The organism is Pseudomonas sp. URMO17WK12:I9 (assembly GCF_900230165.1).
Classification (GTDB): Bacteria; Pseudomonadota; Gammaproteobacteria; order Pseudomonadales; family Pseudomonadaceae; genus Aquipseudomonas; species Aquipseudomonas fulva.
Genome location: NZ_OCMQ01000003.1, coordinates 356,122 through 379,094, shown reverse-complemented (window position 1 = coordinate 379,094; position 22,973 = coordinate 356,122). Strand labels below are relative to the sequence as shown.

Here is a 22,973-nt window from a genome sequence, read left to right as displayed (position 1 = left end):
TTTCAGCTGCTCTTCCAGGTCGCTCAATAGATGCGTTTGCCTAGCTTTTGGGTAAACGGGGCGGTGATCTGGCAACTGAATCCAGCAGGCTCGTAGTTGAACGTCACCTTGCCGTTGAACGCGTTGCGTAAGCTGCCTTGCATCATCAGAGTGCCATAGCCTCGCCTGGTGGGCGGCGCAACCGCTGGACCGCCGGTTTCATGCCAGTTGAAGGTGAAATGTGGCGGTGAGTCCATTTGCTCTTCAAGCTGCCAGCTGAAGGCCACAACGCCGCCGCATTGGGAAAAGGCTCCATATTTCGCGGCATTGGTCGCCAGTTCGTGCAGGACCAACGCCAATGCAGAAGCCGCCTCGGGCGCCAGGATTATGTGCGGCCCGCTTTTGTCGTCGTGCATGTCCGTCACATAGGGGGCCAAGGTTTCAGTCACCAGGCTGTGCAAGCTGATCGGGACCTTCGCGAGCGCCAGCGTATGAGCCTTCTGCATCGTCACCAGGCGGTTTTGCAGAACACTGCGGAACTCGGTGATTTCTGGATGATGCTTCGCCGTCAGGATGGCAACAGCGCCAAGGGTACCGAACAGGTTGCGCATACGATGATCAAGTTCGGTCACGAGTATCGCCGCCGCTTCCTGGGTACGGCTGTAGGCGCAGAGCTGCGCGCACAAACGCAAGGCGCTGGGCATCTGTGCGCGAAAAGCCTCGGTAATCGGGCGTTGCGGGTCGTAGATCAGGGCGATCGTGCCTTGTACGGCGCCGTCCTTGTCCTGGGCCGGAAACGACGTCAATGCTTTGAGCCCATGCTCACGAAACAGGCCCTTCACGCTGCTGCGAAACGTGGATCGGTAGCCACGTCAGGCACATCAATGGCCGCGCCGCTGAGAATGGCCAAACCGCATGCGCCGCGGTTTGTCGAAATGGGGTTGCCAGTGAGCTTGCTGCTGAATGCTTCAGGCAGGCTCGCAAAGACAGAGTGCCTGAAGGTTTTGCCTGGATGGTCCAGGATATTGATGCCGACGTGACTGCCCGGCAGTTGCGCAGCCAGTGCAGGGACGAAGGCGCTCAGCAAAGGGAGGATGGATTCACCGTTGGCCATGATCTCGATGGCCTCGTCCCGAAAGCTGTCGACCAGTGCCGTCATGAGCCAGGAAGCCTTGCAGGGAATGGCAACGACGTCTCCTTGGACGAAGTGTCTCGGTGTTTTGAAACGGCAAGGTTACAGCGTTTCGCGGATGCGCGCAGCCTGGCGAGTGACAGGGCACTTAAAAAAAGCCCGCACGATGGCGGGCAACAGGGAGCAGCACTAAATGTTCGTGTCAGGCGAGTAGGCTGAGGGGTTGCAGCTGTTCGATCAGGGCGCGCGCACTGGCCAGGCTCGGCATCGGCCCGCTGACCGGCTCGCCATTACTGACCAGGTACCAGCAAGCCAGCAGGCCCTGATTGCGCAAGGAGGCCGGTACTGCCGAGCCGATCACGGACATGATCTCGATAGTGGCCATCTACAGCCCTCCGCTAAGACATGGCGTTACTGTACCGACGCCTTGGGCGGGACTGAAATCAATGTGCTCAATAGTGCTTATCAGTTTTGCCTAATGTGCTGGCGTCATTGTGCACGGTCGATTCGTAGGGCGTTGCGAGCAGCCTCGAGTCGGTATGCGTGGGGCATCCGCTCTGCTAGGCTCAGTCACCGTCTGTACACCGCAAAAGGATCGTGTATGTCCCTTATACCCAGCCGGGATACCGTGCTGTGCATTTCCCTGGCAGGCCGTCCAGGGACCTTCGGTGTCCGCTTCCACAACCACCTCTATGAGCAGCTTGGCCTGGATTTCTATTACAAGGCCATGCGCACCGATGACTTGCCGGCTGCTGTAGCGGGCATCCGGGCGCTTGGCATTCGTGGTTGTGGTGTCTCGATGCCGTACAAGGAAGCGTGCATGGCGTTGGTCGATGAAATTGACCCCTCGGCTGCGGCAATCGACTCCGTCAACACCTTGGTCAATACCGAGGGCCACCTCAAAGCCTATAACACTGACTACCTGGCAGTCCGGCAGTTGCTGACGCAGCACAAGGTGGACCCGGCCACGGCGTTCGCCTTGCGCGGCAGCGGTGGCATGGCCAAGGCGGTGGCCAGTGCGTTGCGTGACGCAGGTTTTGGCGAAGGCATGATTGTCGCCCGTAACGAGCAGGCCGGGCGGGAACTGGCCGATGTGTGCGGCTACCGCTGGCTGCCCGAGCTTGGCGACCTTTGCCCGCCGATGCTGATCAACGTCACCCCGGTGGGCATGGCAGGTGGGCCGGAGGCGCAGCAGTTGGCGTTCAGCGAGATGGCAATTGCTGCGTCCGAGCGCGTATTCGATGTCGTGGCCATGCCCGCGCAAACACCGCTGATCAAGCTCGCAGAGCAGCTCGGCAAGCAGGTGATCACCGGGCTTGAAGTCATCGCACTGCAAGCGTTGGAGCAATTTGTCCTGTACACCGGGATCAGGCCAACGGCTGAACAGGTACAAGCTGCCGTGACCTACGCGCGTCAAGGCTGAGCCAGCTGCAGAGCCTGCGACATGCAGCGACCAGCAAGCAAAGCCGGGTCGCTGCAGCGATCAGCGCACCTGGGTGACTTGATCCAACTGCTTGTCAACCAGCGCACGGCCATACGCCAGCGACACATGCTGGGCATTGTCCAAGTCGCTGAAGAACTTCATGGGCATCGATAGCCGGCGGCTGACATGGCCGTCGGGCGCTGTGATCAGGCAGCCTGCCGCAAAGGGGAGCGGCGAGTCAGGATGAGGCATGACGCTGGCGGTGATGACGTGCTTGCGGTATTCACACTGGAGCGATTGCATGATCGGTACCTCGCTGTGGCAATGAAGCCTCTACTTCATATACCACAGCAAAGGGTATGCGGGCGGTCACCCGACAAGCGTGGCCTGTGAGCCTTAGGCTTTCACCTCGCCTGGCTGGATGATCTCGACCCAGTACCCATCCGGATCCTTGATGAAGGCCAGGTGGTTCATGCGCCCGTCTTGCAGGCGTTTCTGGAACGGCACGCCCAGGGCTTCGAAACGGGCGCAGGCTTCACGTACGTCCGGTACCGAGACACAGATGTGGCCGAAGCCGCGTGGATCGGTATTGCCATCGTGGTAGGCGAAGTCGGCATCCTGTTCGGTGCCATGGTTGTGTGTGAGTTCGAGCACGCCCGGGATCGACTTCATCCACTGGTGGCGGGCATGGTCGTCCTCTGGGATCTGGGCAGGGTCGACCAGAGCCAGGAAGTACAGGCTGAAAGCAGCCTCCGGGAAATCACGCTTGTCCACCAGGCGGAAACCCAGTACGCGAGTATAGAAATCCAGCGACTTCTGGATGTCCTTGACCCGCAGCATGGTGTGGTTGAAGACGAATTGGGCAGTGGCAGCGTCAGGCTGTGCGGTGACGCCCGGAACGGTTTGCAGATCGTGCAAGCTCATGGAAACTCCTGAGACGGGGCCGGGTGCAAGGACCCGGCGAAACGGACAGGCTGCTCATGATACGGCAGTGAAACGATTGCGCAAATGAAAGCGCCCTGCTGAAGGCAGGGCGCTGGAATTAGAGGCCCGCGTGTGCGGGCGCGTGATGGGGTCGCTAGTCCGTTAGCTGTGTTTATGATGCCTAGGGCGCTGTGAAAAAAGTGTGAAGCAAGTGTTGAGGTTTCATCATTGCGCCAACGCGAGCACATTCATGGCCAGTCGCCTTTTAGCGAGTGGGCGAAATGGCACGGGAGGGGAAATGATACAGGTACTGCTGATCGGCATTGGTGCTGGCGATCCTCGTCAGTTGACCTACGAAGCGGTCGAGGCGTTACGCTGCGTAGACGTGTTTTTCGTCATGGACAAAGGTCCCGAGGTCCAGGACCTTCTGGAGGTGCGCAAGGCGATCCTGCAGCGCTACCTACCCGACGACAGCTATCGCATCGTGCAGATTACCGACCCGCCACGCGCCAGGCAGGCTCCAGGGTATGCCGAGTCGGTCGATGTCTGGCACCGTCAGAGGGCCATGGCGTATGCCTCGCTGCTGCAGGCGCAACTGCACCCAGGGCAGACCTGCGCATTTTTACTGTGGGGTGAACCAGGCTTGTACGACAGCACGCTACGTGTGATGGAATTGGTCCGCGAGCAGGGCGTGTCGCTTGCTTTGAAGGTTGTACCAGGAATAAGCAGCATGCAGCTGTTGGCCGCCCGTCACCAGATCGCGCTCACACGTGCCGGTGAGCCGTTGATCGTGCTGCCAGGACGGCGGCTGGCGGATCTCGAACAAGTCGACAATGTTGTGGTGATGCTCGACAGTGCCTGCGTCTTTGCTGAGCTGTCCGATCCGGCGCTCACGATCTTCTGGGGGGCCTACCTGGGAACCGCAGACGAGATGGTGATCGCCGGGCCACTTGACGCGGTCAAGGCACGCATTGTGGAGGCCCGGTCAACTCTACGCAGGCGCAAGGGCTGGATAATGGACATCTACCTGCTGCGCCGTGAAGCACGTCCGACAACGGATTATCAAGCCGAACCAACTACCCCGCTTGATGGGCATCAAGGATAGAGGCCACCTTGTCTCGCAATTGGTCAATGGAGTAAGGCTTGCCAATTCTGTACATGCCTTCAGGCACTTCGACATTGTCGCCATAGCCACTGGCGAACAGCACAGGAAGCCCTGGACGCAGTGCGCGTGCACGCTTGGCCAGGTCATGGCCATCCATGTCCGGCAAGCCAACATCGGTTATCATGAGTTCGAGCGTTTGGTCAGGATTTTCGAGTACTTTCTGTGCGGTCGTGGCGTCTTGCGCCTCGATCACGTCATATTTCAATTCGTCGAGGACCTCGACCATGAGCATGCGTACGATGTCGTCGTCCTCGACTACCAGAAGGGACATGGTTCAGATCCTGTCTTGTTGAATGTCTTTTGTTCTGTGCGTCGCCGGGGCCCAGAAGTTCCCGAAGAATACCTATCTGATCGATCCGATGGAACGATTGGAGCAGGTATGTTTCAAATGCTGGCTAAATGCCGGGCACGCTGATCAGGGCGTGCGCCAGGCCAGGGGCTGCCCCTTACCATAAGGAAAGATTGACCATGCTGTTCATGGACCTCATTTGCTCGGGCGTTTTCAGATGATACAAGCTGCCTCGATGGATCAACGTAGCTTTCGCAAGCTGTTGAGCCGCAACATCGGCCTGCCCCTGGGGCTCGGCCTGCTCGGTGCCGTGGCGTTCGTCGCCGTTATCAACTACCTGCTGTCTGCCATGCAGTGGGTGGAACATACCGACCAGGTGATCGGTAACGCCAACGAAACGCTCAAGCTCTCGATCGACATGGAAACCGGGATGCGCGGTTTTCTGATCACAGGCGATGAGCGTTTCCTGGACCCGTACGAGGTGGCCAAGCCCAGGATCTTCAACAGCCTGCAAAGCCTGCGAAGCATGGTCGAGGACAATCCCCAGCAGGTCGAGCGCATCGATCGGCTGATCGCGCTGCAGGGCGCGTGGAACGACTTCGGCAGCCAGATGATCGACCTGCGCCGCGCCGAAGGGGGATACCGCGAACTGATCGGTAACGGCCGTGGCAAACGCCTGACCGACGAAATCCGCAAGGAATTCGAGGACCTGATCGGCGCCGAGCAACAGCTGCGCATGACCCGTAACGAGACGGTCAGCACTGTCACCGTCGCGGGCATCATCACGTTCGTTGTGTTGCTGGTCGGGCTCAGCGCGTTGCTCGCCTACCTCGGTCGCCGTGACCTGCTGGCCTTGTCCGACAGCTACACCAAGAACTTGCAGGCCCAGCAGCGCGCTGCAGAGCGCCTGGAGCATCAGGCCTGGCTGCGTAACGGCCAGACCCAACTGGCCCAGCAGGTGCTGGGTCAATTGTCCCTGCCCATGCTGGGTGACAAAATCCTGCGGTTCTTCGCTACCTACCTGGGCAGCGTGGTTGGCGCCGTGTATGTGCGTGATGAACATGGCCGCCTGGTGCGGGTGGCCAGTTATGGGCTCGAAGCCCAGGAACAGGCGCGCGAGCAGGTGCTGGGTGATCATCACGGGTTGCTGGCACAGGCGGTGCGTGAAGAACGGCTGATCCGCCTCGATGCCTTGCCGGAAGACTATTACCGGTTGGCGTCGGGCCTGGGCAAGGGCCTGCCTCGCAGCGGCCTGATCGTGCCGGCCACCGAGGACGGTCAAGTCAACGGTGTCATCGAGCTGGGCCTGCTGCGCCCCTTGCAGGACCGCGACGCGGAGATGCTCGAGCGTGTGGCGGGCAACCTGGGCATGTCCATCGAAAGCGCCCGCTACCGTCAACGCCTGCAGGAAGTGCTGGCCGAAACCCAGCAGCTCAACGAAGAGCTACAGGTCCAGCAGGAAGAGCTGAAAACCGCCAACGAAGAACTCGAAGAGCAGTCCCGGGTGCTCAAGGAGTCCCAGGCTTACCTTGAGACCCAACAGGCGGAGCTTGAGCAGACCAACGAGCAATTGTCCGAGCGCACCGATGCACTGGACCTCAAGAACGAGGAGCTTAGCCGTGCACAGGCCGAGCTTCAGGCTCGTGCCGATGAGCTGCAGCGTTCGAGCAAGTACAAGTCCGAATTCCTTGCCAACATGTCCCATGAGCTGCGCACGCCGCTCAACAGCTCGCTGATCCTGGCCAAGCTGCTTGCCGAGAACGGCGAAGGCAACCTGAGCCAGGAGCAGGTCAAATTCGCCGAGTCCATCTACTCGGCGGGCAATGACCTCCTTAACCTCATCAATGACATTCTGGACATTGCCAAGGTCGAAGCCGGCAAGCTTGAGGTGCGCCCCGAAACGACCCACGTCGAACGGCTGGTCGAGGGCTTGCGTGACATGTTCACGCCACTGGCCTCTCAGAAGGGGCTGGGCTTCGAGGTCACAGCGGCCGAGCACGTGCCGGCTACCCTGTTCACCGATCGCCAGCGCCTGGAACAGATCCTCAAGAACCTGTTGTCCAACGCCATCAAGTTCACCGAGCGGGGTCAGGTCAGCCTGAATATCGGCTACCAGCCCGAGGCCGGCATCGTGTTCGCGGTGCGCGACACCGGGATTGGCATCGCCCCCGATCAGCAGCAAGCCATTTTCGGTGCATTCCACCAGGTCGATGGCACCAGTAACCGCCGCTATGGTGGCACCGGGCTGGGCCTGTCCATCTCCCGCGACCTGGCCCGCCTGTTGGGCGGGCAGATCACCGTACAGAGCACGCCGGGCCAAGGCAGCGTATTCAGCCTGGTACTGCCAGAGCGCCATGATGTCGACGAACAGCCCGTCGCGCCGCTTACCCTACGCCCTGCGGTGACTGCGTTGCCATCGGTCATCCAGCCGCCAGCAGCGGCGGCCAAACCGCCGATCCTGGCCTTCACCGATGACCGCGAGCGGGCGCCGTTCACCAACCGCTGCATTCTGGTCATTGAGGACGAGCCAAACTTTGCCCGTATTCTCTTCGATCTGGCCCATGAACTGGGCTACAGCTGCCTGGTGGCCCATGGCGCCGACGAGGGCTTCGAGCTGGCTGCTCGGTTCCTGCCCGATGCCGTACTGCTGGACATGCGACTGCCGGACCATTCCGGCCTGACCGTACTGCAGCGCCTGAAGGAACAAGCCGAGACGCGGCACATCCCGGTGCATATCATTTCGGTCGAGGACCGCGTCGAAGCGGCCATGCACATGGGCGCAGTCGGTTATGCGGTCAAACCCACCAGCCGCGAAGAGCTCAAGGAAGTCTTCGCGCGCCTGGAAGCCAAGCTGACCCAGAAGCTCAAGCGTATTCTGCTGGTAGAGGACGATGACCTGCAGCGAGAGAGCATTGCCCGGCTGATCGGCGACGAAGACGTCGAGATCACCGCTGTGGGCCTGGCCCAGGAAGCCTTGGCACTGCTGCGCGAAAACGTCTACGACTGCATGATCATCGACCTCAAGCTGCCTGACATGCTCGGTAACGAGTTGCTCAAGCGCATGACGGCTGAAGATATCCGCGCGTTCCCACCTGTGATCGTCTACACAGGTCGTAACCTGACGCGTGAAGAGGAGGCCGACCTGCTCAAGTATTCGCGCTCGATCATCATCAAGGGCGCACGCTCGCCCGAGCGTCTGCTCGATGAGGTCACCCTGTTCCTGCATAAGGTGGAATCGCAGCTGTCCCATGAGCGTCAGCGTATGCTCAAGACGGCGCGAAGCCGCGACAAGGTATTCGAAGGGCGCAAGATCCTGCTGGTGGACGACGATGTGCGCAACATCTTTGCCCTGACCAGTGCCCTGGAGCACAAGGGGGCCATCGTCGAAATCGGCCGCAACGGCCGCGAAGCCATCGAACGCCTCGAACAGCATGAGGATATCGACCTGGTATTGATGGACGTCATGATGCCGGAAATGGATGGGTTCGAAGCGACCCGGCTGATCCGCCAGCAGCCTCGCTGGCGCAAGCTGCCGATCATCGCCGTGACTGCCAAGGCGATGAAGGACGACCAGCACCGCTGCCTGCAGGCCGGCGCCAATGATTACCTGGCAAAGCCCATCGACCTGGACCGCCTGTTCTCGCTGATACGTGTGTGGTTGCCGCAACTGGAGCGAATTTGATTAGCGAACGCAATACCGACATCGAGATCCGCTTGCTCATCGAGGCCATCTACCTCAAGTACAGCTACGATTTCCGCAATTATTCTGGCGCTTCGATCAAGCGCCGGATCCTGCATGCCCTGCGCCAGTTCGACTGCCAGACCGTGTCTGCGCTTCAGGAGCGGGTACTGCATGACCCTGGCATGTTCATGCAGTTGTTGCAGTACCTGACGATTCCAGTCAGCGAGATGTTTCGCGACCCTGGCCACTTCCTTGCCCTGCGCAACGAAGTGGTTCCGCTGTTGCGCACATGGCCGTCGATAAAGATCTGGATCGCCGGCTGCAGCACAGGCGAGGAGGTGTATTCGATGGCCATCTTGCTGCGCGAGGAGGGTCTGCTGGAGCGCACCATCATCTACGCCACCGACATCAACCCGCACTCGCTGGAAAAAGCCAAGCAAGGCATCTATTCCATGCCAAGCATGCGCGAGTATGAAGAAAACTACAGGTTGGCCGGTGGGCGACGCGACTTCTCCGACTACTACACTGCTGCTTACGGCAACGCCATCATGGACAGCACCTTGCGTGAGCAGGTGACCTTCGCCGATCACAGCCTGGCCACCGACAGTGTGTTCTCGGAAACCCAGCTCGTCTCGTGCCGCAACGTGCTCATCTATTTCGACAAGGTCCTGCAGGACCGCGCCCTGGGCCTGTTCCATGAGTCCCTTTGCCACCGGGGTTTTCTGGTGCTGGGCAGCAAGGAGTCGGTTGATTTCTCGGCCTACAGCCAGCGCTTCGAGCCCTGGGTCAAGCCTGAACGGATCTACCGCAAGTCATGAAGGGCATACAAGCTGTCGTGATCGGCGCCTCGGCGGGCGGTGTGACTGCCTTGTTCAAGGTGCTCGGCGGGTTGCCAGGGGCGTGCAAGGTGCCTGTGGTGTGCCTGTTGCATCTGCCCGAGGACCGGCATAGTCATCTGGCTGAAGTGCTGCAACGTCGCTTGGGCCGACCAGTGCTCGAGGCACGCGACAAGCAGCCTTTGCAAGACGGCGGTATCTTCGTGGCGGGCCCTGGTTACCACCTCTCGGTAGAATGCGACTTCACCCTTTCTCTGAGCCAGGAGCCCGCGCAGCACTTTTCCAGGCCTTCGATCGACTACCTGTTCATGTCGGCAGCCGATGCCTATGGCGCGGCACTGCTGGGCATACTGCTCACTGGCGCAAATGAAGATGGCGCCCAAGGCCTTGCGTACATCAAGAACAGCGGCGGCCGGACCATTGTCCAGGACCCTCGCGATGCACAGGTCGCGCTGATGCCGGAGGCCGCTTTGGCCCTGCATCGTCCCGACCATATTCTTCCTTTGAGTGGTATCGAGCAGTTGCTTGGTACTCTGGAATCCAGCGCATGTTAAGCCAGACCATCGCCAAACTGCTGATCGTCGACGATCTGCCAGAAAATCTCCTGGCCCTCGATGCCCTCATACAGGGTGACGATCGCGAGGTGCATCAAGCCCAGTCCGCCGAAGCGGCGTTGTCACTGCTGCTTGAGCACGAATTCGCCTTGGCCATCCTAGATGTGCAGATGCCTGGCATGAACGGTTTCGAGCTGGCCGAGCTGATGCGCGGTACCGAAAAAACCCGCAACATCCCTATCGTGTTCGTGACCGCGGCTGGGCGCGAAATGAACTATGCCTTCAAGGGCTACGAAAGCGGCGCCGTGGATTTTCTCTACAAACCGCTCGATACCATGGCGGTCAAAAGCAAAGTGTCGGTTTTCGTGGATCTCTACCGACAACGCAAAGTGCTCGACCAGCAACTGCAAGCGCTCGAGCGCAGCCGGCAGGAGCAGGAGGCCTTGCTGGATAAGCTGCAAAGCGCGCGCTGCGAGCTGGAGCACGCCGTGCGGATGCGTGACGATTTCATGTCCATCGTTTCCCATGAGGTGAGAACGCCTCTGAACGGTTTGATCCTGGAAACGCAACTGCGCAAGCTGAACCTGGCCAGGGGCAACCTTGAGGCCTTCAGTGAGGAAAAGCTCAAGGCCATGGTCGAGCGCGACGAGCGTCAGATCAACAGCCTGATACGGCTGATCGAAGACATGCTCGACGTGTCACGCATCCGCACCGGTAAACTCTCACTGCGCCCGAAGCTGTTTGACCTCAGCCAGCTGGTAAAGGGGCTGGTGGAGAACTTCACGGCGCAAGCGATCGCGCTGGATACCCGCATCGACCTGCACTGTGACGGGTGCCTGGCTGGCGAGTGGGATGAATTTCGCATTGAGCAAGTGCTGGCGAACCTGCTGTCCAACGCCCTGCGCTACGGGGAGCGCAAGCCTGTGCACGTGCGGGTGTTCGAGCTGGACGGCATGGCATGCGTGCAGGTGCAAGACAATGGCATTGGCATTGGTGCGGCCAACCAGCAGCGTATCTTCCAGCAGTTCGAGCGGGTCTCGAACCACAAGGCGACGGGTGGCCTGGGGCTTGGGCTCTACATCTCCGAGCAGATCGTCCAGGCCCACTGCGGGCGTATTCTGGTCGAAAGCGAGGAGGGCCAAGGTGCCACGTTCACCCTGCAATTGCCGCTTGGCGTGTGCGAACAACAAAACGATCAGGCGCGGGCAACCTCTGCGTGAGCCCGGGGTCTGATGGCAAACTGCAAGAATTTCCAAGGTTTCGATATGAGTGAAGATGCACAAGATGTGGTGCTGGTCGTCGAGGATGAACCGGCTATTCGCATGATTTTGCGGGACTACCTGGCCGGGGAGGGGTACCACGTGCTGGTAGCCGAAGATGGCGAGCAGGCGTTTGCCATCCTGGCCAGCAAGCCGCACCTGGACCTGATGGTGACCGACTTCCGCTTGCCCGGTGGCATCTCAGGCGTGGAAATCGCTGAACCCGCAGTCAAGTTGCGGCCAGACCTCAAGGTGATCTTCATCAGCGGCTATCCAGCGGAGATCCTGGAGTCCGGTAGCCCGATCACCCGCAAGGCGCCCATCCTGGCCAAGCCGTTCGACCTCGACACATTGCATGACAAGATCCAGACCCTGCTGCGCTGACAGCGGCAGGTTAAACCAAAGCGGGTGGCTACTGGTTCAGCAATCAGTTGCCTGGTTCCAGTTCCACCGCAGGGTTGAGCGTCAATGGGCGAACCGCTTGGCCCCGGCAACGCACAGCACCGCACCCACCGTCACCGACACCATGGCCCAGCTCACCTGCTCGTGCAGTAAGACTGCTGCCAAGCCCAGCCCAATGAAGGGCTGTACCAACTGCAATTGGCCGACCGCCGCAATCCCGCCCTGGACGAGCCCGCGATACCAGAACACGAATCCGATGAACATGCTGAACAACGAGACATAACCGAAGCTGAACCAGGCAGAGGCGCCGACTTGCGTCAGGTTCGCCATCGTGGGCATGGTGGCGACCGCCAACACCAGCATCGCGGGCAGCGCCAGCAACAACGACCAGCTGATGACCTGCCAGCCGCCCAAGGTGCGAGACAGACGTGCACCCTCCGCATACCCCAATCCGCATACCACGACTGCCGCGACCATCAACCCATCACCCACTATCGAGGCCTGCCCTGCATAGGCCGATGCATAGCCCGCCACCAACCCGGCACCTGCCAACGAAAATGCCCAGAACAGCGGCCTGGGACGCTCGCCGCCGCGCAGCACGGCAAAGCCGGCGGTGCACAGCGGCAATAGCCCCACAAATACGATGGAGTGGGCGGAGCTGACGTGCTGCAAGGCCAATGCAGTCAGTAGCGGAAACCCGACTACGACGCCGAGCGCTGTCACGGCCAGGGATGGCCAATCGCCTCGTCGAGGCTGGGGCTGACGCAGCAAGATCAGGCAACAAGCACCCACCAACGCGGCAATGGTTGCCCTTGCGCAGGTCAGAAAGGTGGGTTCGAACGCTGCCACTGCCACGCGCGTTGCGGGCAAGGAGCCTGCGAAAATGACCACGCCGATAAAACCGTTGATCCAGCCGCTTGCTGTTCTCTGCATCTCGCACTCCTTGTCGTCAATGAAGCCAGTACAACACCGATGTGCGCGCAGATGCCATGTACAATCCAGTACAGTTTGGCGGAACTGTTAGGTATTGATGGGCAGTACAGGTGGGAAGAATCCAGTGAAAGAGCACAGCACGCGCATTGCAAAAGTCATGGCTGAAATCCATGCCCGCATCGCGGCCCGTACCTATTTGCCCGGTGCGCGGATACCTTCAGTACGGGCAATGGCGCAGAGCATGCAGATCTCGGTGTCGACCGTGGTCGAAGCCTACGAACGACTGGTGGCCGGAGGGGTACTCCATGCCCGCCGTGGCGCCGGGTTTTATGTGGCAGGGGGCGCGGCGCCCTTGGTGCTGACCGAGCTGGGACCCAAGCTTGAGCATGAGGTCGATCCACTGTGGATTTCTCGCCAGGCGCTGGAACCCGCTGGCGACCTGTTGAAACCTGGCTGCGGCTGGCTTCCTGCGCACTGGATGTTCGAGGCTGGAGTGCGCAAGGCGCTCCGGGCTACGGCGCGCTCGCAAGCCGAGCAGGTGGTTGAGTACGCATCGCCGCAGGGCCATCGGCCGCTGCGCGATTTTCTGTCGCGGCGACTGGCCGGCTTTGGCATCGACGCACCGGCGGAGCAGGTCATGCTCACAGAGTCCGGCACGCACGCCATCGACCTGATCTGCCGTTTTCTGCTCCAACCTGGTGACACCGTACTGCTCGACGATCCCTGTTATTTCAACTTCCATGCCTTGCTCAGGGCCCACAGTGTCAACATCGTCGGTGTGCGTCAGACCCCTACCGGCCCGGATATCGATGCATTCGGTGCTGCCCTGGCGGCGCATTCGCCACGGCTCTACATCACCAATTCCGGCATTCACAACCCAACAGGTGCCTCCCTGTCACCGGGCACTGCGCACCGGCTGCTCAAGCTCGCTGAGGCCTCGGGCCTGTTGATCGTCGAGGACGACGTTTTCGCCGATTTCGAGCATACGCCAGCGCCCAGGCTCGCGGCCTTCGATGGCCTGGCCCGGGTCATCCAGATTGGCAGTTTCTCCAAGACCGTCTCCGCTTCGGTCAGGTGTGGGTATATCGCCGCACGTCATGACTGGATCCAGAGCCTGGTCGACCTGAAGATCGCCACCACCTTCGGAGGCGGTCGTCTGGCAGCGGACATCGTTCACCATGCGATCACCAGCAGCGGCTACCGCAAGCACATGGAGACCGTGAGGATGCGCCTTGCCATCGAAAGGGACAGAACGGCTGAAAAGCTCAAAGCGCTCGGCATCATTCCCTGGCTGATGCCACAGGCAGGGCTGTACCTGTGGTGCCGTCTGCCGCAGGGCAAGGACGCGGCCGCGTTGGCCAAGGTGTGCTTGAACAATGGCGTGGTGTTGGCGCCTGGGAACGCGTTCAGCCAGTCCCAGACGGCAGGCGATTATGTGCGTTTCAATGTTGCGCAGTCAGCCGACGGGAAAATCTACGAGGTACTGGCGCGGGCTCTGAATGCCTGAGCCTTGCGCCTGGGTAGGCCCGCGAACCCTGACGCCCGAGCTTTTCTGAACCCTCGTCAATCGGGAAGTGCCCAACGTTACTCCAGGCTCAAGCAGGCTAGCCATCATGGACCACCCAGAAATCATTCACCACGGCGCCCGTGAGGGCGTGACCGGCTCCTGCCATCAAGTCTGGATGGACCAGACGGCCAGCTTGCTGATCGACTGCGGCGCCTTTCAAGGCGAGGACGAAGATCAAGGCGGGGAGGGCTTGGCCCTCGACTTCGCCATCGATGGCGTCAAGGCCCTGATCGTGACGCATGTACACCTGGATCACGTTGGGCGAATCCCTCATCTGCTGGCTGCGGGTTTCGAGGGACCGATCCTGTGTAGCGAACCGTCAGCTCAGTTGTTGCCCATCGTACTCGAAGACGCGTTCCGGCTCGGTATCAGTGACGATCCCGAGCAACTGGAACGCTATCTCAAGGTTGTGGAGCAGCGCACCATCGCATTGCCCTACGGCAACTGGTTCACGCTTCACGAAACCGAGGCTGCCCACTGCAAGGTCAGGCTGCAACCGGCCGGCCATGTGCTGGGTTCGGCGTATGTGGAACTCGACATGCAAAGGCCAGGCGCCACTGCCCAACGGGTGGTCTTCAGTGGTGATCTGGGGGCGCCGCATTCGCCACTGTTGCCAGACCTGACGCCTCCCGAGCGGGCTGACCTGCTGATTCTGGAAAGCACCTACGGTGACCGTCGGCATACCGACCGGAAGCACCGGCGTGAACGCTTGCAGGCCGTCATCGAGCGCGCGCTGAAAGACCAGGGTACGGTGCTGATCCCTTCTTTCTGCATCGGCCGCACCCAGGACTTGCTCTACGAGCTAGAAGAAATCCTCCACGAGCACGAATTGGCGGGAAACGATCAGGCCAACAGCGGCCCGGAAGTGGATTGGCCACACTTGCCGATTATTCTCGATTCACCGCTGGCTAGCCGCTTCACGCAGGTCTACAAGGGCTTGCAAGGGTATTGGGACGAATCGGCCCAGGACCGTATCAAGGAAGGGCGCAAACCCCTGTCCTTCAAGCAACTGATCACCATCGACAGCCATGAGGAGCACCAACGCATCGTTCAGCACCTGGCCGAAACGGCTCGGCCGGCGATCGTCATCGCGGGCAATGGCATGTGCTCGGGCGGGCGTATCGTCAACTACCTCAAGGCGATGCTAGGTGATGCCCGGCACGATGTGGTCTTCGTCGGTTACCAGGCCCATGGCACACCTGGCCGGGACATCCTGACCCACGGCCCGGAAGGCGGGTACGTCATGCTGGACGGCGAACGCATAGACATTCGTGCCGGGATCGAGCGTGTGGAGGGCTACTCAGCCCATGCCGACCAGGCGGATCTGGTCGGTTTCGTCACGCGAATGCAGGTTTGGCCGTCGCATATTCGCCTGATACACGGAGAGCCTGAGGCCAAGCAGTGCCTGGCCGGCGTTCTGCAAGCGCGCTATCGCGAGAGCGGTCACGAGGGACGTGTGCACATCCCCTGATGGTTAGCGACCAGAAAGTCCACGAACACCCGCACGCGTGCAGGCATGTTCGGTCCACCGGCGAAAACGGCGTGGATGGGCTCCCGGTCACCTGGATTGAAGGCCTCGAACAGTGACACCAGGCGGCCGCTGGCCAGGTCATCGGCGACGGTGAAGGTGCCTATCCGCGCGATGCCTGCGCCCAGCCTGGCCAACTGGGCCAGGGCTTCGCCGCTGCTGCACTCGATGTTGCCGCTTACCTTCAGTGCGAACTCGCGACCGTCACGTACGAACGGCCAGTCCGACGTGGCTCGCCTGAAGTTGAATCGCAGGCAGTTGTGCTTTGCCAGGTCCTCGGGTAGCAAAGGGGTTCCCCACCGGCTCAGATAGTCTGGCGAGGCCACGACCACCTGGCCCGTTTCATCGATTTGCCGAGCATTCAGAGAGCTGTCTGGCAGCGTGCCGAAGCGCACAGCCACATCGGCCTGGCCACCGAGCACATCAACGACTTCGTCACTCAGGGTCAGGTCGACCAATACCTGCGGGTACTGCACGCTGAACGCCGCCACCAAGGGGACGATGCGCAGTCGGCCGTGCCCAAGTGCAGCGCTGACGCGAACTCGACCACGGGGCACGCCCTGGTCCGTAATGGCCTGCTCCACCTCCTGAAGGTCTGTCAGCACGCGGCGTGCCCCGCGTAGATAAGTCTCGCCTTCGGGTGTGAGGGTAATGGCGCGCGTGGTACGCAGCATCAGCCGTGTTCCAAGACGCTGCTCGGTGCGCGCCAGTATGCGGCTGACGGCAGAGGGTGTCAGGCCCAATGCACGGGCGGCTGCCGACAGGCTGCCTGCTTGCGCCACCTGGGTGAACACCTCCATCTCACCTGATCGTCCTGTCAGATCCATTTGTGCCTCGTACGCAAAGGTGGTTCGCACAATCGCTATCTAGTGCCTTGGTGAAACAGATCGTAGCATTCACGGCACAGATAAGGAGTTAGCCATGCGTATCAATCCACCCCTTGTAGCACTCGCCATGGGCGCGTTCGGTATCGGGGTTACCGAGTTTGCTCCCATGGGCATGCTGCCCAACATTGCCACTGACCTGGGTGTGTCCATTCCGGCCGCTGGTCTGCTGGTCAGCGCCTATGCACTGGGTGTGCTGATCGGCGCCCCGCTCATGACCCTGGCAACCGTACGCGTACCGCGCCGATACCTGCTGATCGGGCTGATGGCCATCTTCACCTTGGGCAACCTTATGTCGGCCCTGGCCAGCGACTACGCCAGCCTGTTGGTCGCACGGGTAGTGACCTCCCTCAACCACGGCGCCTTCTTCGGTATAGGTGCCATCGTCGCGGCCAGCGTGGTGCCCGCCGAGAAACGTGCCGGCGCCGTGGCCGCGATGTTCATGGGCCTGACGCTGGCCACCATCGGCGGTGTCCCCCTGGCAACCTGGTTCGGCGAGTTGCTCGGCTGGCGCACGGCGTTCTGGGGCATAGCCGGGCTCGGCCTGGTGGCGATGACCACGCTGTGGTATGCCTTGCCCAATGTGCCATCGCCCAAGGGCGACGGTGCGCTGGCCGAGATACGCGTGCTGACACGTGGGCCTGTGTTGGCAGCCTTGCTCCTGACCGTGGTGGGCTCCAGCGCGATGTTCACGGTGTTCACCTACATTGCGCCCATCCTGCAAAACGAAGCCGGCGCGTCTACCGCATTCGTCACCTCCATGCTGGTGCTGTTTGGTGTTGGCCTGACCCTGGGTAACGTCTGGGGCGGCAAAGCGGCGGACCGGTCCGTGGATCGAACCCTGATTGTCTCGCTCGCCATATTGATCGCGGTACTGCTGGTGTTCCCACTCGTAATGGGCTCATCCCTGCTTACTGCCGGCGCCATCCTGGTCTGGGGCGCAGCCAGTTTCGCCCTGGTTCCGCCCCTGCAGATGCGCGTGATGGAGGCGGCCAAGGATGCACCCAACCTGGCCTCGGCCGTGAACATCGGTGCTTTCAACCTGGGCAACGCCATCGGCGCTGCATTGGGGGGCGCCGTGATCAATGGCGGCCTCGGTTACTCGGCCATCGCGCTGGCGGGCGCAGGCACCGCAGCGCTGGGCTTGATAATGGTGCTGACGTTCGCCTGGCGTGGTCGTCACCAGGTTACCCAGGTCGCGGCCTGAGGCATGCGCCTTCGCGAAGGCTGTGCTAGCTGTCAAGGCGTGCCGTTACGCCCATGTTCGTGATAGGCCGGGCGCTCGCTCAGGCGCTCGTAATAATCGCGTAGGGCAGGCAGGTGAGGGTGTTCGAGCGGCGTTTCGAACCAGCGGTTGACCGACAGGCCTATGGGAATGTCGGCCAGGGTGAAGTCACGCCCGGCTATATAGGCGCCGGTGCGTGCCAACTGGCGCTCGAGAATGAGCATATTGCGCCCCCAGTCGGCACAGGCGTTGGCCAGGGCATGCGGGTCTTGATGGGCGGGGGAGTGTCTGACCAGCGACAGGAACGCGTAGCGCCAGGATGCGTTCAGGTCCGAAGCCTGCCAGTCGATCCATTGGTCGATCCTGGCCCGAGTACGGGCCTCCCCCGGGTAGAAGGCTGCTGGGCCATAGCAATTGGCCAGGTAGCGAATGATGCTGTTGGACTCCCACAAGGTGAAGTCGCCGTCCTGGATGACCGGCACCATGGCATTGGGGTTGAGCGCCAGAAACGCTTCGCTGTCGGTAGCCTGGAAGCCCGTTCCCCAGTCCTCCCGCACGAATGGGACCTGGAACTCCGCGCACGCCCACAGTACCTTGCGTACGTTGATCGATGAGGCTTTGCCCAGTATGCGCAGCATGTTGACATCCTTGTAGGCGGAGCTTCGATCCTCGGTGACCGACGGCAAACGGTCAAGAGGTAGCGATCGTGTAGGCCCTTTCTGAAATTGCGCGCAGGTACTTGCTGCTCGTTGTGCTCAGGGAAGCACCTGCCTAGTCTCGGCTCTCCAGACAGGGAGCAAACAGCATGGACAATGACATCACCAGACCCCCCCAAGGCCCCACCGTGGTCAACGCAACCCGTCGATTCGCGAGCGCCGGTACCGACCTGGTCCAGATGAAGCCAGCGTTGCCCTTGCGTACTGCCTTAGTGGAAGCATCCGTCATCATGGGTTGCATCACCGAGCTTACCCGCAAGGCCATCGACAAGCCTGCAGACCGCAAGAACGCAATGCTCGCCACCTGCTACCTGGCCGCAATGGCCAAGGCCCTCATCGACGGGCAATTACAGGCGTTGCGCCATGTTCGTGAGGACGATGTCGAACGATAGCGGTCAGGCGCTTGCTTGGGGGCCGCGAACTTGGCACCCTTGGCGGCGCGTATCGCCTGTAACTCGACAAAAGGAAGAGTGCATTGAGCTGGGACAAGGTGGGGAAACTCCTCGTAGCCGTTCTGATCGGGCTGGCGGCCCTGTTGTTCGTCTACAAGGCAGTGATGGGCAACCCGCGCCTGGAAGCGTCGCTGACCTACGCGTACCTGACCTATCCGGGACAGTTCAGCGAGCGTATCAGCAAAGCCAGCGAGCAGCTCAAGTACGAGCAGTTGAGTGCACGCATAAACACGATCGGCCAAGGTCAACTGAGCCGCGACCAGGTCGACCGGCTGGTGGAGATGGCACAGGCGCCTTATGCCCAGCTGTTTGCAAAACCTTTCGAGGCCGGCCTGGTAGACCACCGGACCGGCTTGCTCATCGAGTTGCAGAACACCGGCAATGCCCCCGTGGATCAGGTAAGGATCCGCTTGCCCTCCAAAGGCCTGGTGCAGATCCGGGATTCGGCCGGCAATGACACCTTGCTCGAGGCGGCCACCGCTCAGCTCGAGATCCCGGCGATCGAGGCCGGCGGCTCCAGCAAGGTCTGGGTGTATTTCGATGCTGACTATTCGCAGATTCGCCAGAGTGGGGTAGGCATCAGCTATGCCGAGGGGACGGCGGATGTGCAGGTGTATCAGTCGGTCGCCGGCTTCCCGGCCTGGGCTGCCCGCTACAGCACAGAGCTGATGGGGCTGTTGATTGTAATGGGGTTGAGCGTGTTGGCACTGGGTTACGCCTGCCTGTCCCGCCGGCGGTCGGCCTAGGCATTGCTCAAGCGCCGGTGTCGTGCAGTGCCAGGCTCTGACGCAAGTGCTCCAGCAAGGCCAGGCGCACCGACTGCGGCCCCTGAACGCGGATCGCTCCGGCCTGGGACAGCAGCCAGCCCATCAACGCTCGATCATCCGCTACCGTTGTGACCAGGATGGCACCGCCGTTGGGCAGGCATGTGAGGCGCATACCTGTGCCCAGCGGATGCATCTCCAGATGATGGTAGAGCGACTCGTCCACCCAGGCGTGCAATTCCACTTGAGCGGGCGCATCTCCTGGCGCGGGCGGTGCCCCATCGCGCAATTTGCGTCCGGGCTGCCAGTGCCAGCTATACGGCATGCACGCGCTGTTGCACTGCAACGGGAACAGTCCTGCCAGCTCCACCAGGTCACGCTCGACCGTACGCTTGGTCGTGGCATGGCCCGCGCTCGACAGTGCCGCCTGTAACTGCGTGCAGCTCATGCCGGGATCGCGGCCCGGAAGGAGCTTGAGGAGTTCCCACTGGCGGGCGATGGTGTGACGCGATGACTGACTGGGCAAAGGCTCTTCCTTGAGGGGCAGACAATGAATGCCTAACTGGTGGCTTTAAGCTACCGGAGGATACCGTTTCGCAGGTTTTGAACCAAGTCATTCATACCCGTGAGGCAAGCGACGAGCGCAAACGGTGTCTTCGTACTTGCAACGCCATCGCCCCCGATCAACGACACAGGGGCGATGGGTTAACGCTCGAACATCATCCGTCCAGGCAACGGGTCAGCGTGCGCCCACTCAGTTGAGCGCGTGCGCCATACCCTGGTCTTCGCCAAGGAAACCACCGCTCTGGTGCTGCCACAGGCGCGCGTAGGTGCCGTTTTTCTCGAGCAGCTGGGCGTGGGTGCCTTGCTCGATGATGCGCCCTTCATCCATCACGATCAGACGATCCATGGCGGCGATCGTAGACAGTCGATGGGCAATCGCAATTACAGTCTTGCCCTCCATCATCTCGTCCAGGCTTTCCTGGATGGCGACCTCTACCTCCGAATCCAGTGCACTGGTTGCCTCGTCAAGCAGCAGGATAGGTGCGTTCTTGAGCATCACCCGGGCGATGGCGATGCGCTGACGTTGCCCACCGGACAGCTTGATACCGCGCTCACCGACCATGGTGTCGTAACCGGTGCGGCCCTGTTGGTCGCTGAGCTGGCTGATGAACCCGTCGGCTTGCGCATCGCGGGCGGCGGCCTGGATTTGCGCGTCGGTGGCGTCCGGCCGTCCATAGGCGATGTTCTCGCGTATGGTGCGATGCAGCAGTGACGTATCCTGTGTCACCATGCCGATGGCGCTGCGCAGGCTGTCCTGGGTGACCTTGGCTACATCCTGGCCATCGATACGGATCTGGCCACTGTCCACGTCGTAAAAGCGCAGCAGCAGGTTGATCAGCGTCGACTTGCCAGCACCGGAGCGGCCGACCAGGCCCACTTTCTCACCCGGCTTGATGTCCAGGCTGAGGTCGGTCAGTACCTGGCGCTCACCGTTGTAGTTGAAACTGACCTTGTCGAATGTCACTGCGCCACCACGGGTCACCAGAGCGGTGGCGTCCGGGGCGTCCTGCACTTTCGGACCGCGCGTCAGGGTGGCCATGCCGTCCTGCAGTGTGCCGATATTTTCGAACAGTGAGGTCATCTGCCACATGATCCAGTGCGACATGCCATTGATGCGCAGGGCCATGGCAGTGATGGCCGCCACAGCGCCGGTGCCCACTTGGCCCTGGTGCCACAGCCACAGCGCATAACCGCCTGCACCAAGGATAAGCCCTACCACCAACGCCTGGTTGACGATCTCGAACTGGCTCACCAGACGCATCTGCCGGAAACCGGTCTGCTTGAAGTCCTCCATGGCCGCTCGGGCGAAATGGGCTTCGCGCTTGGAGTGCGAGAACAACTTGACTGTAGTGATGTTGGTGTAGGCGTCGGAAATGCGCCCGGTCATCGACGACCGCGCGTGGGCCTGCTCTTCGCCTACTGCGCCCAGGCGTGGAACGAAATAAACCATCGCCAGCCCGAATAGCACCAGCCAGGCAATGAACGGCAGCATGAGTTTCAAGGCAAAGCCGCCGGCCAGGGCGATGATGGCGATGAAATAAACGCCAATGCCGGGCAGGATCTCGATGACCGTGAACAGCACCTCGCGCACGGCCAGTGCAGTCTGCATGACCTTGGTGGTGACGCGCCCTGAAAACTCGTCGGAGAAGAACGACAGGCTCTGGCGCAGCATCAGCCGGTGAAAATCCCAGCGCAGTCGCAGCGGCAGGTTGATGGCCAGCACTTGGTGCTGGACCATGGTGCGTAGCGCCACCAGGCCGATGCTGATCACCAGCACGATGCCAATGCCCCACAACACGTGGCTTTCCTGGGCGGCAGCGGTGTCGCCGGCCTGCCAGGCTGACAGCAGGTCCACCACCTGGCCGAGGAAGCTGAACAGCCAGGCTTCGTAGAGGGACACGCTAGCGCTGAGCAGGGCCAGCGCAAGAATGTAGCCGCGCGCCCCACGGGTGCACGCCCACAGGAAAGGCATGAGGCCAACGGGGGGCGGCGGCACCTCATCGGGAGGGAAAGGGTCGAGCCTACGCTCAAAGATACGAAGCATGCAGTGTCTCCGGAAAAACGAATGGCGTGGCTGCCCTGGTACTTCACCAGCAGTGCCCGCCTTTACATAGACACAATGAGTGTCCATCTGATCAAAAACTTCAGCGCCATGGGCCTGCGTGAGGCTTCACATGCTCAAGACCTTTTGCATTGGCTGGTAAATCAGCCCCGCGTGCTCCCCAACTTCACCTGCCTGGCTGAAGCCATAACGCTGATAGGCCGCCACCGATGGCAGCGACGCGCTTACCGTAACCGTCTGGCTGCGGGCATGGCCGAGAGCGGCCTCGATCACGCGTCGGCCGATACCCTGGCGCTGACGAGCGGGGCATACGAAGAGCATTGCCACATGACGGCCTTGCTTGAGTTCGACCAGCCCCGCAAGCCTTCCTTGGACCTCGCACACCAGCATGAGGTTGTCACCTTGCAATCGCTCTGCAAAGGCGTTCACGCTCGCCACTTCGGTGAATGTCGTGATGGCCTGCGCAGGCAAAAGTGGCGCTACCGAATGCATGAACGAAGCCATGCACAGAGCATTGGCCTGATCGAGTTCATGGCGAGAGAGGGTGCGTATTTGCATGCTGACGGTCCGTGTGGGCAAGCGGTGAGCTAATAGTACCAGCGCTTCTTTCTGGCAATTGCAAAGGAGTGTATT

The 22,973-nt window shown here is 61.1% G+C and carries 24 protein-coding genes; 12 read left to right on the top strand and 12 right to left on the bottom strand.

All coding sequences use genetic code 11. The features are described 5' to 3' along the window. Positions 1-23: 23 nt before the first annotated feature. The 3 genes from CRP40_RS09430 to CRP40_RS09425 all read right to left on the bottom strand — a co-directional run bounded on the left by CRP40_RS09430 (position 24) and on the right by CRP40_RS09425 (position 1,496). The gene (locus tag CRP40_RS09430; RefSeq protein WP_239930207.1) at positions 24-821 is read right to left on the bottom strand and encodes an HWE histidine kinase domain-containing protein; all 798 of its coding nucleotides are present in this window, start codon (positions 819-821) and stop codon (positions 24-26) included. After that, positions 818-1,138 carry a hypothetical protein gene (locus tag CRP40_RS22195; protein ID WP_049696164.1) on the bottom strand — a complete coding sequence of 107 codons (321 nt, stop codon included), beginning with the start codon at positions 1,136-1,138 and terminating at the stop codon, positions 818-820. The genes CRP40_RS09430 and CRP40_RS22195 overlap by 4 nt, the downstream gene beginning before the upstream one ends. A gap of 175 nt (positions 1,139-1,313) precedes the next feature. Then, the gene (locus CRP40_RS09425; RefSeq protein ID WP_027914707.1) at positions 1,314-1,496 is read right to left on the bottom strand and encodes a hypothetical protein; all 183 of its coding nucleotides are present in this window, start codon (positions 1,494-1,496) and stop codon (positions 1,314-1,316) included. A 216-nt stretch (positions 1,497-1,712) separates the two neighbouring features. Between CRP40_RS09425 and CRP40_RS09420 the strand changes: the two genes are divergently transcribed. Beyond that, entirely contained in the window at positions 1,713-2,534 is an 822-nt protein-coding gene (locus CRP40_RS09420) for a shikimate 5-dehydrogenase (RefSeq protein WP_027914708.1), read from the top strand. A 60-nt stretch (positions 2,535-2,594) separates the two neighbouring features. On the opposite strand, the gene CRP40_RS09415 is transcribed toward CRP40_RS09420, so the two are convergent. Beyond that, entirely contained in the window at positions 2,595-2,837 is a 243-nt protein-coding gene (locus CRP40_RS09415; RefSeq protein WP_027914709.1) for a hypothetical protein, read from the bottom strand. Positions 2,838-2,930: 93 nt separating this feature from the next. Further along, a complete protein-coding gene (gene gloA, locus CRP40_RS09410; protein ID WP_027914710.1) occupies positions 2,931-3,458 on the bottom strand; it encodes a lactoylglutathione lyase in 528 nt (175 codons plus the stop codon). Between the two features lie 298 nt (positions 3,459-3,756). Here gloA and cobF point away from each other — a divergent pair, with 298 nt between their 5' ends. Then, on the top strand, positions 3,757-4,563 hold the full coding sequence (cobF, locus tag CRP40_RS09405) for a precorrin-6A synthase (deacetylating) (protein WP_049696163.1): 807 nt from the start codon (positions 3,757-3,759) through the stop codon (positions 4,561-4,563). Here cobF and CRP40_RS09400 read toward each other — a convergent pair. Next, a complete protein-coding gene (locus CRP40_RS09400; RefSeq protein ID WP_027914711.1) occupies positions 4,535-4,894 on the bottom strand; it encodes a response regulator in 360 nt (119 codons plus the stop codon). The genes cobF and CRP40_RS09400 overlap by 29 nt on opposite strands. A gap of 235 nt (positions 4,895-5,129) precedes the next feature. Here CRP40_RS09400 and CRP40_RS09395 point away from each other — a divergent pair, with 235 nt between their 5' ends. Genes CRP40_RS09395 through CRP40_RS09375 form a run of 5 tightly spaced genes read left to right on the top strand, consistent with a single transcriptional unit; the run spans position 5,130 to position 11,627 of the window. Further along, positions 5,130-8,594, top strand: coding sequence for a response regulator (locus tag CRP40_RS09395; protein ID WP_027914712.1), 3,465 nt, complete (start codon positions 5,130-5,132; stop codon positions 8,592-8,594). Continuing rightward, entirely contained in the window at positions 8,591-9,412 is an 822-nt protein-coding gene (locus tag CRP40_RS09390; protein ID WP_027914713.1) for a protein-glutamate O-methyltransferase CheR, read from the top strand. The genes CRP40_RS09395 and CRP40_RS09390 overlap by 4 nt, the downstream gene beginning before the upstream one ends. Next, entirely contained in the window at positions 9,409-9,984 is a 576-nt protein-coding gene (locus CRP40_RS09385; RefSeq protein ID WP_027914714.1) for a chemotaxis protein CheB, read from the top strand. The genes CRP40_RS09390 and CRP40_RS09385 overlap by 4 nt, the downstream gene beginning before the upstream one ends. After that, positions 9,978-11,204: a hybrid sensor histidine kinase/response regulator gene (locus CRP40_RS09380; RefSeq protein WP_027914715.1), complete on the top strand. Its 1,227-nt coding sequence runs from the start codon at positions 9,978-9,980 to the stop codon at positions 11,202-11,204. Before CRP40_RS09385 ends, CRP40_RS09380 begins: the two co-directional genes overlap by 7 nt. Before the next feature lie 45 nt (positions 11,205-11,249). Beyond that, a complete protein-coding gene (locus CRP40_RS09375; protein ID WP_027914716.1) occupies positions 11,250-11,627 on the top strand; it encodes a response regulator in 378 nt (125 codons plus the stop codon). An 81-nt stretch (positions 11,628-11,708) separates the two neighbouring features. Here the strand turns inward: CRP40_RS09375 and CRP40_RS09370 are convergent, their stop codons facing one another. Then, entirely contained in the window at positions 11,709-12,578 is an 870-nt protein-coding gene (locus CRP40_RS09370; protein WP_027914717.1) for a DMT family transporter, read from the bottom strand. A 124-nt stretch (positions 12,579-12,702) separates the two neighbouring features. Here CRP40_RS09370 and CRP40_RS09365 point away from each other — a divergent pair, with 124 nt between their 5' ends. After that, complete coding sequence (locus CRP40_RS09365) at positions 12,703-14,085, top strand: PLP-dependent aminotransferase family protein (RefSeq protein ID WP_027914718.1); 1,383 nt, start codon at positions 12,703-12,705, stop codon at positions 14,083-14,085. Between the two features lie 106 nt (positions 14,086-14,191). Beyond that, positions 14,192-15,616, top strand: a complete 1,425-nt coding sequence (locus CRP40_RS09360; RefSeq protein ID WP_027914719.1) for an MBL fold metallo-hydrolase — start codon at positions 14,192-14,194, stop codon at positions 15,614-15,616. On the opposite strand, the gene CRP40_RS09355 is transcribed toward CRP40_RS09360, so the two are convergent. Next, the gene (locus CRP40_RS09355; protein ID WP_027914720.1) at positions 15,589-16,500 is read right to left on the bottom strand and encodes a LysR family transcriptional regulator; all 912 of its coding nucleotides are present in this window, start codon (positions 16,498-16,500) and stop codon (positions 15,589-15,591) included. The genes CRP40_RS09360 and CRP40_RS09355 overlap by 28 nt on opposite strands. 94 nt (positions 16,501-16,594) lie before the next feature. Between CRP40_RS09355 and CRP40_RS09350 the strand changes: the two genes are divergently transcribed. Beyond that, the gene (locus tag CRP40_RS09350) at positions 16,595-17,764 is read left to right on the top strand and encodes an MFS transporter (protein WP_027914721.1); all 1,170 of its coding nucleotides are present in this window, start codon (positions 16,595-16,597) and stop codon (positions 17,762-17,764) included. A 32-nt stretch (positions 17,765-17,796) separates the two neighbouring features. On the opposite strand, the gene CRP40_RS09345 is transcribed toward CRP40_RS09350, so the two are convergent. Continuing rightward, positions 17,797-18,420 carry a glutathione S-transferase gene (locus CRP40_RS09345; RefSeq protein WP_027914722.1) on the bottom strand — a complete coding sequence of 208 codons (624 nt, stop codon included), beginning with the start codon at positions 18,418-18,420 and terminating at the stop codon, positions 17,797-17,799. Positions 18,421-18,587: 167 nt separating this feature from the next. On the opposite strand from CRP40_RS09345, the gene CRP40_RS09340 reads away from it, so the two are divergent. Together CRP40_RS09340 and CRP40_RS09335 are read left to right on the top strand one after the other, a co-directional pair. Further along, positions 18,588-18,890: a DUF3077 domain-containing protein gene (locus tag CRP40_RS09340; protein ID WP_027914723.1), complete on the top strand. Its 303-nt coding sequence runs from the start codon at positions 18,588-18,590 to the stop codon at positions 18,888-18,890. Positions 18,891-18,973: 83 nt separating this feature from the next. Beyond that, positions 18,974-19,696 carry a hypothetical protein gene (locus CRP40_RS09335; RefSeq protein WP_027914724.1) on the top strand — a complete coding sequence of 241 codons (723 nt, stop codon included), beginning with the start codon at positions 18,974-18,976 and terminating at the stop codon, positions 19,694-19,696. Between the two features lie 7 nt (positions 19,697-19,703). Here CRP40_RS09335 and CRP40_RS09330 read toward each other — a convergent pair whose 3' ends face one another. The 3 genes from CRP40_RS09330 to CRP40_RS09320 form a co-directional block, all read right to left on the bottom strand. After that, positions 19,704-20,240: a WYL domain-containing protein gene (locus CRP40_RS09330; RefSeq protein ID WP_027914725.1), complete on the bottom strand. Its 537-nt coding sequence runs from the start codon at positions 20,238-20,240 to the stop codon at positions 19,704-19,706. A gap of 228 nt (positions 20,241-20,468) precedes the next feature. After that, entirely contained in the window at positions 20,469-22,322 is a 1,854-nt protein-coding gene (locus CRP40_RS09325; protein WP_027914726.1) for an ABC transporter ATP-binding protein, read from the bottom strand. Between the two features lie 126 nt (positions 22,323-22,448). Beyond that, complete coding sequence (locus CRP40_RS09320) at positions 22,449-22,898, bottom strand: GNAT family N-acetyltransferase (protein ID WP_080992878.1); 450 nt, start codon at positions 22,896-22,898, stop codon at positions 22,449-22,451. Between the last annotated feature and the right edge of the window lie 75 nt (positions 22,899-22,973).

Excerpts from the sequence above, each read along its gene's own strand:
- CRP40_RS22195 (WP_049696164.1), bottom strand. The coding sequence starts at position 1,138 with ATGACGGCACTGGTCGACAGCTTTCGGGACGAGGCCATCGAGATCATG.
- CRP40_RS09425 (WP_027914707.1), bottom strand. The coding sequence starts at position 1,496 with ATGGCCACTATCGAGATCATGTCCGTGATCGGCTCGGCAGTACCGGCC.
- CRP40_RS09420 (WP_027914708.1), top strand. The coding sequence starts at position 1,713 with ATGTCCCTTATACCCAGCCGGGATACCGTGCTGTGCATTTCCCTGGCA.
- CRP40_RS09415 (WP_027914709.1), bottom strand. The coding sequence starts at position 2,837 with ATGCAATCGCTCCAGTGTGAATACCGCAAGCACGTCATCACCGCCAGC.
- gloA (WP_027914710.1), bottom strand. The coding sequence starts at position 3,458 with ATGAGCTTGCACGATCTGCAAACCGTTCCGGGCGTCACCGCACAGCCT.
- cobF (WP_049696163.1), top strand. The coding sequence starts at position 3,757 with ATGATACAGGTACTGCTGATCGGCATTGGTGCTGGCGATCCTCGTCAG.
- CRP40_RS09400 (WP_027914711.1), bottom strand. The coding sequence starts at position 4,894 with ATGTCCCTTCTGGTAGTCGAGGACGACGACATCGTACGCATGCTCATG.
- CRP40_RS09395 (WP_027914712.1), top strand. The coding sequence starts at position 5,130 with ATGATACAAGCTGCCTCGATGGATCAACGTAGCTTTCGCAAGCTGTTG.
- CRP40_RS09385 (WP_027914714.1), top strand. The coding sequence starts at position 9,409 with ATGAAGGGCATACAAGCTGTCGTGATCGGCGCCTCGGCGGGCGGTGTG.
- CRP40_RS09380 (WP_027914715.1), top strand. The coding sequence starts at position 9,978 with ATGTTAAGCCAGACCATCGCCAAACTGCTGATCGTCGACGATCTGCCA.
- CRP40_RS09375 (WP_027914716.1), top strand. The coding sequence starts at position 11,250 with ATGAGTGAAGATGCACAAGATGTGGTGCTGGTCGTCGAGGATGAACCG.
- CRP40_RS09370 (WP_027914717.1), bottom strand. The coding sequence starts at position 12,578 with ATGCAGAGAACAGCAAGCGGCTGGATCAACGGTTTTATCGGCGTGGTC.
- CRP40_RS09360 (WP_027914719.1), top strand. The coding sequence starts at position 14,192 with ATGGACCACCCAGAAATCATTCACCACGGCGCCCGTGAGGGCGTGACC.
- CRP40_RS09355 (WP_027914720.1), bottom strand. The coding sequence starts at position 16,500 with ATGGATCTGACAGGACGATCAGGTGAGATGGAGGTGTTCACCCAGGTG.
- CRP40_RS09350 (WP_027914721.1), top strand. The coding sequence starts at position 16,595 with ATGCGTATCAATCCACCCCTTGTAGCACTCGCCATGGGCGCGTTCGGT.
- CRP40_RS09345 (WP_027914722.1), bottom strand. The coding sequence starts at position 18,420 with ATGCTGCGCATACTGGGCAAAGCCTCATCGATCAACGTACGCAAGGTA.
- CRP40_RS09340 (WP_027914723.1), top strand. The coding sequence starts at position 18,588 with ATGGACAATGACATCACCAGACCCCCCCAAGGCCCCACCGTGGTCAAC.
- CRP40_RS09325 (WP_027914726.1), bottom strand. The coding sequence starts at position 22,322 with ATGCTTCGTATCTTTGAGCGTAGGCTCGACCCTTTCCCTCCCGATGAG.
- CRP40_RS09320 (WP_080992878.1), bottom strand. The coding sequence starts at position 22,898 with ATGCAAATACGCACCCTCTCTCGCCATGAACTCGATCAGGCCAATGCT.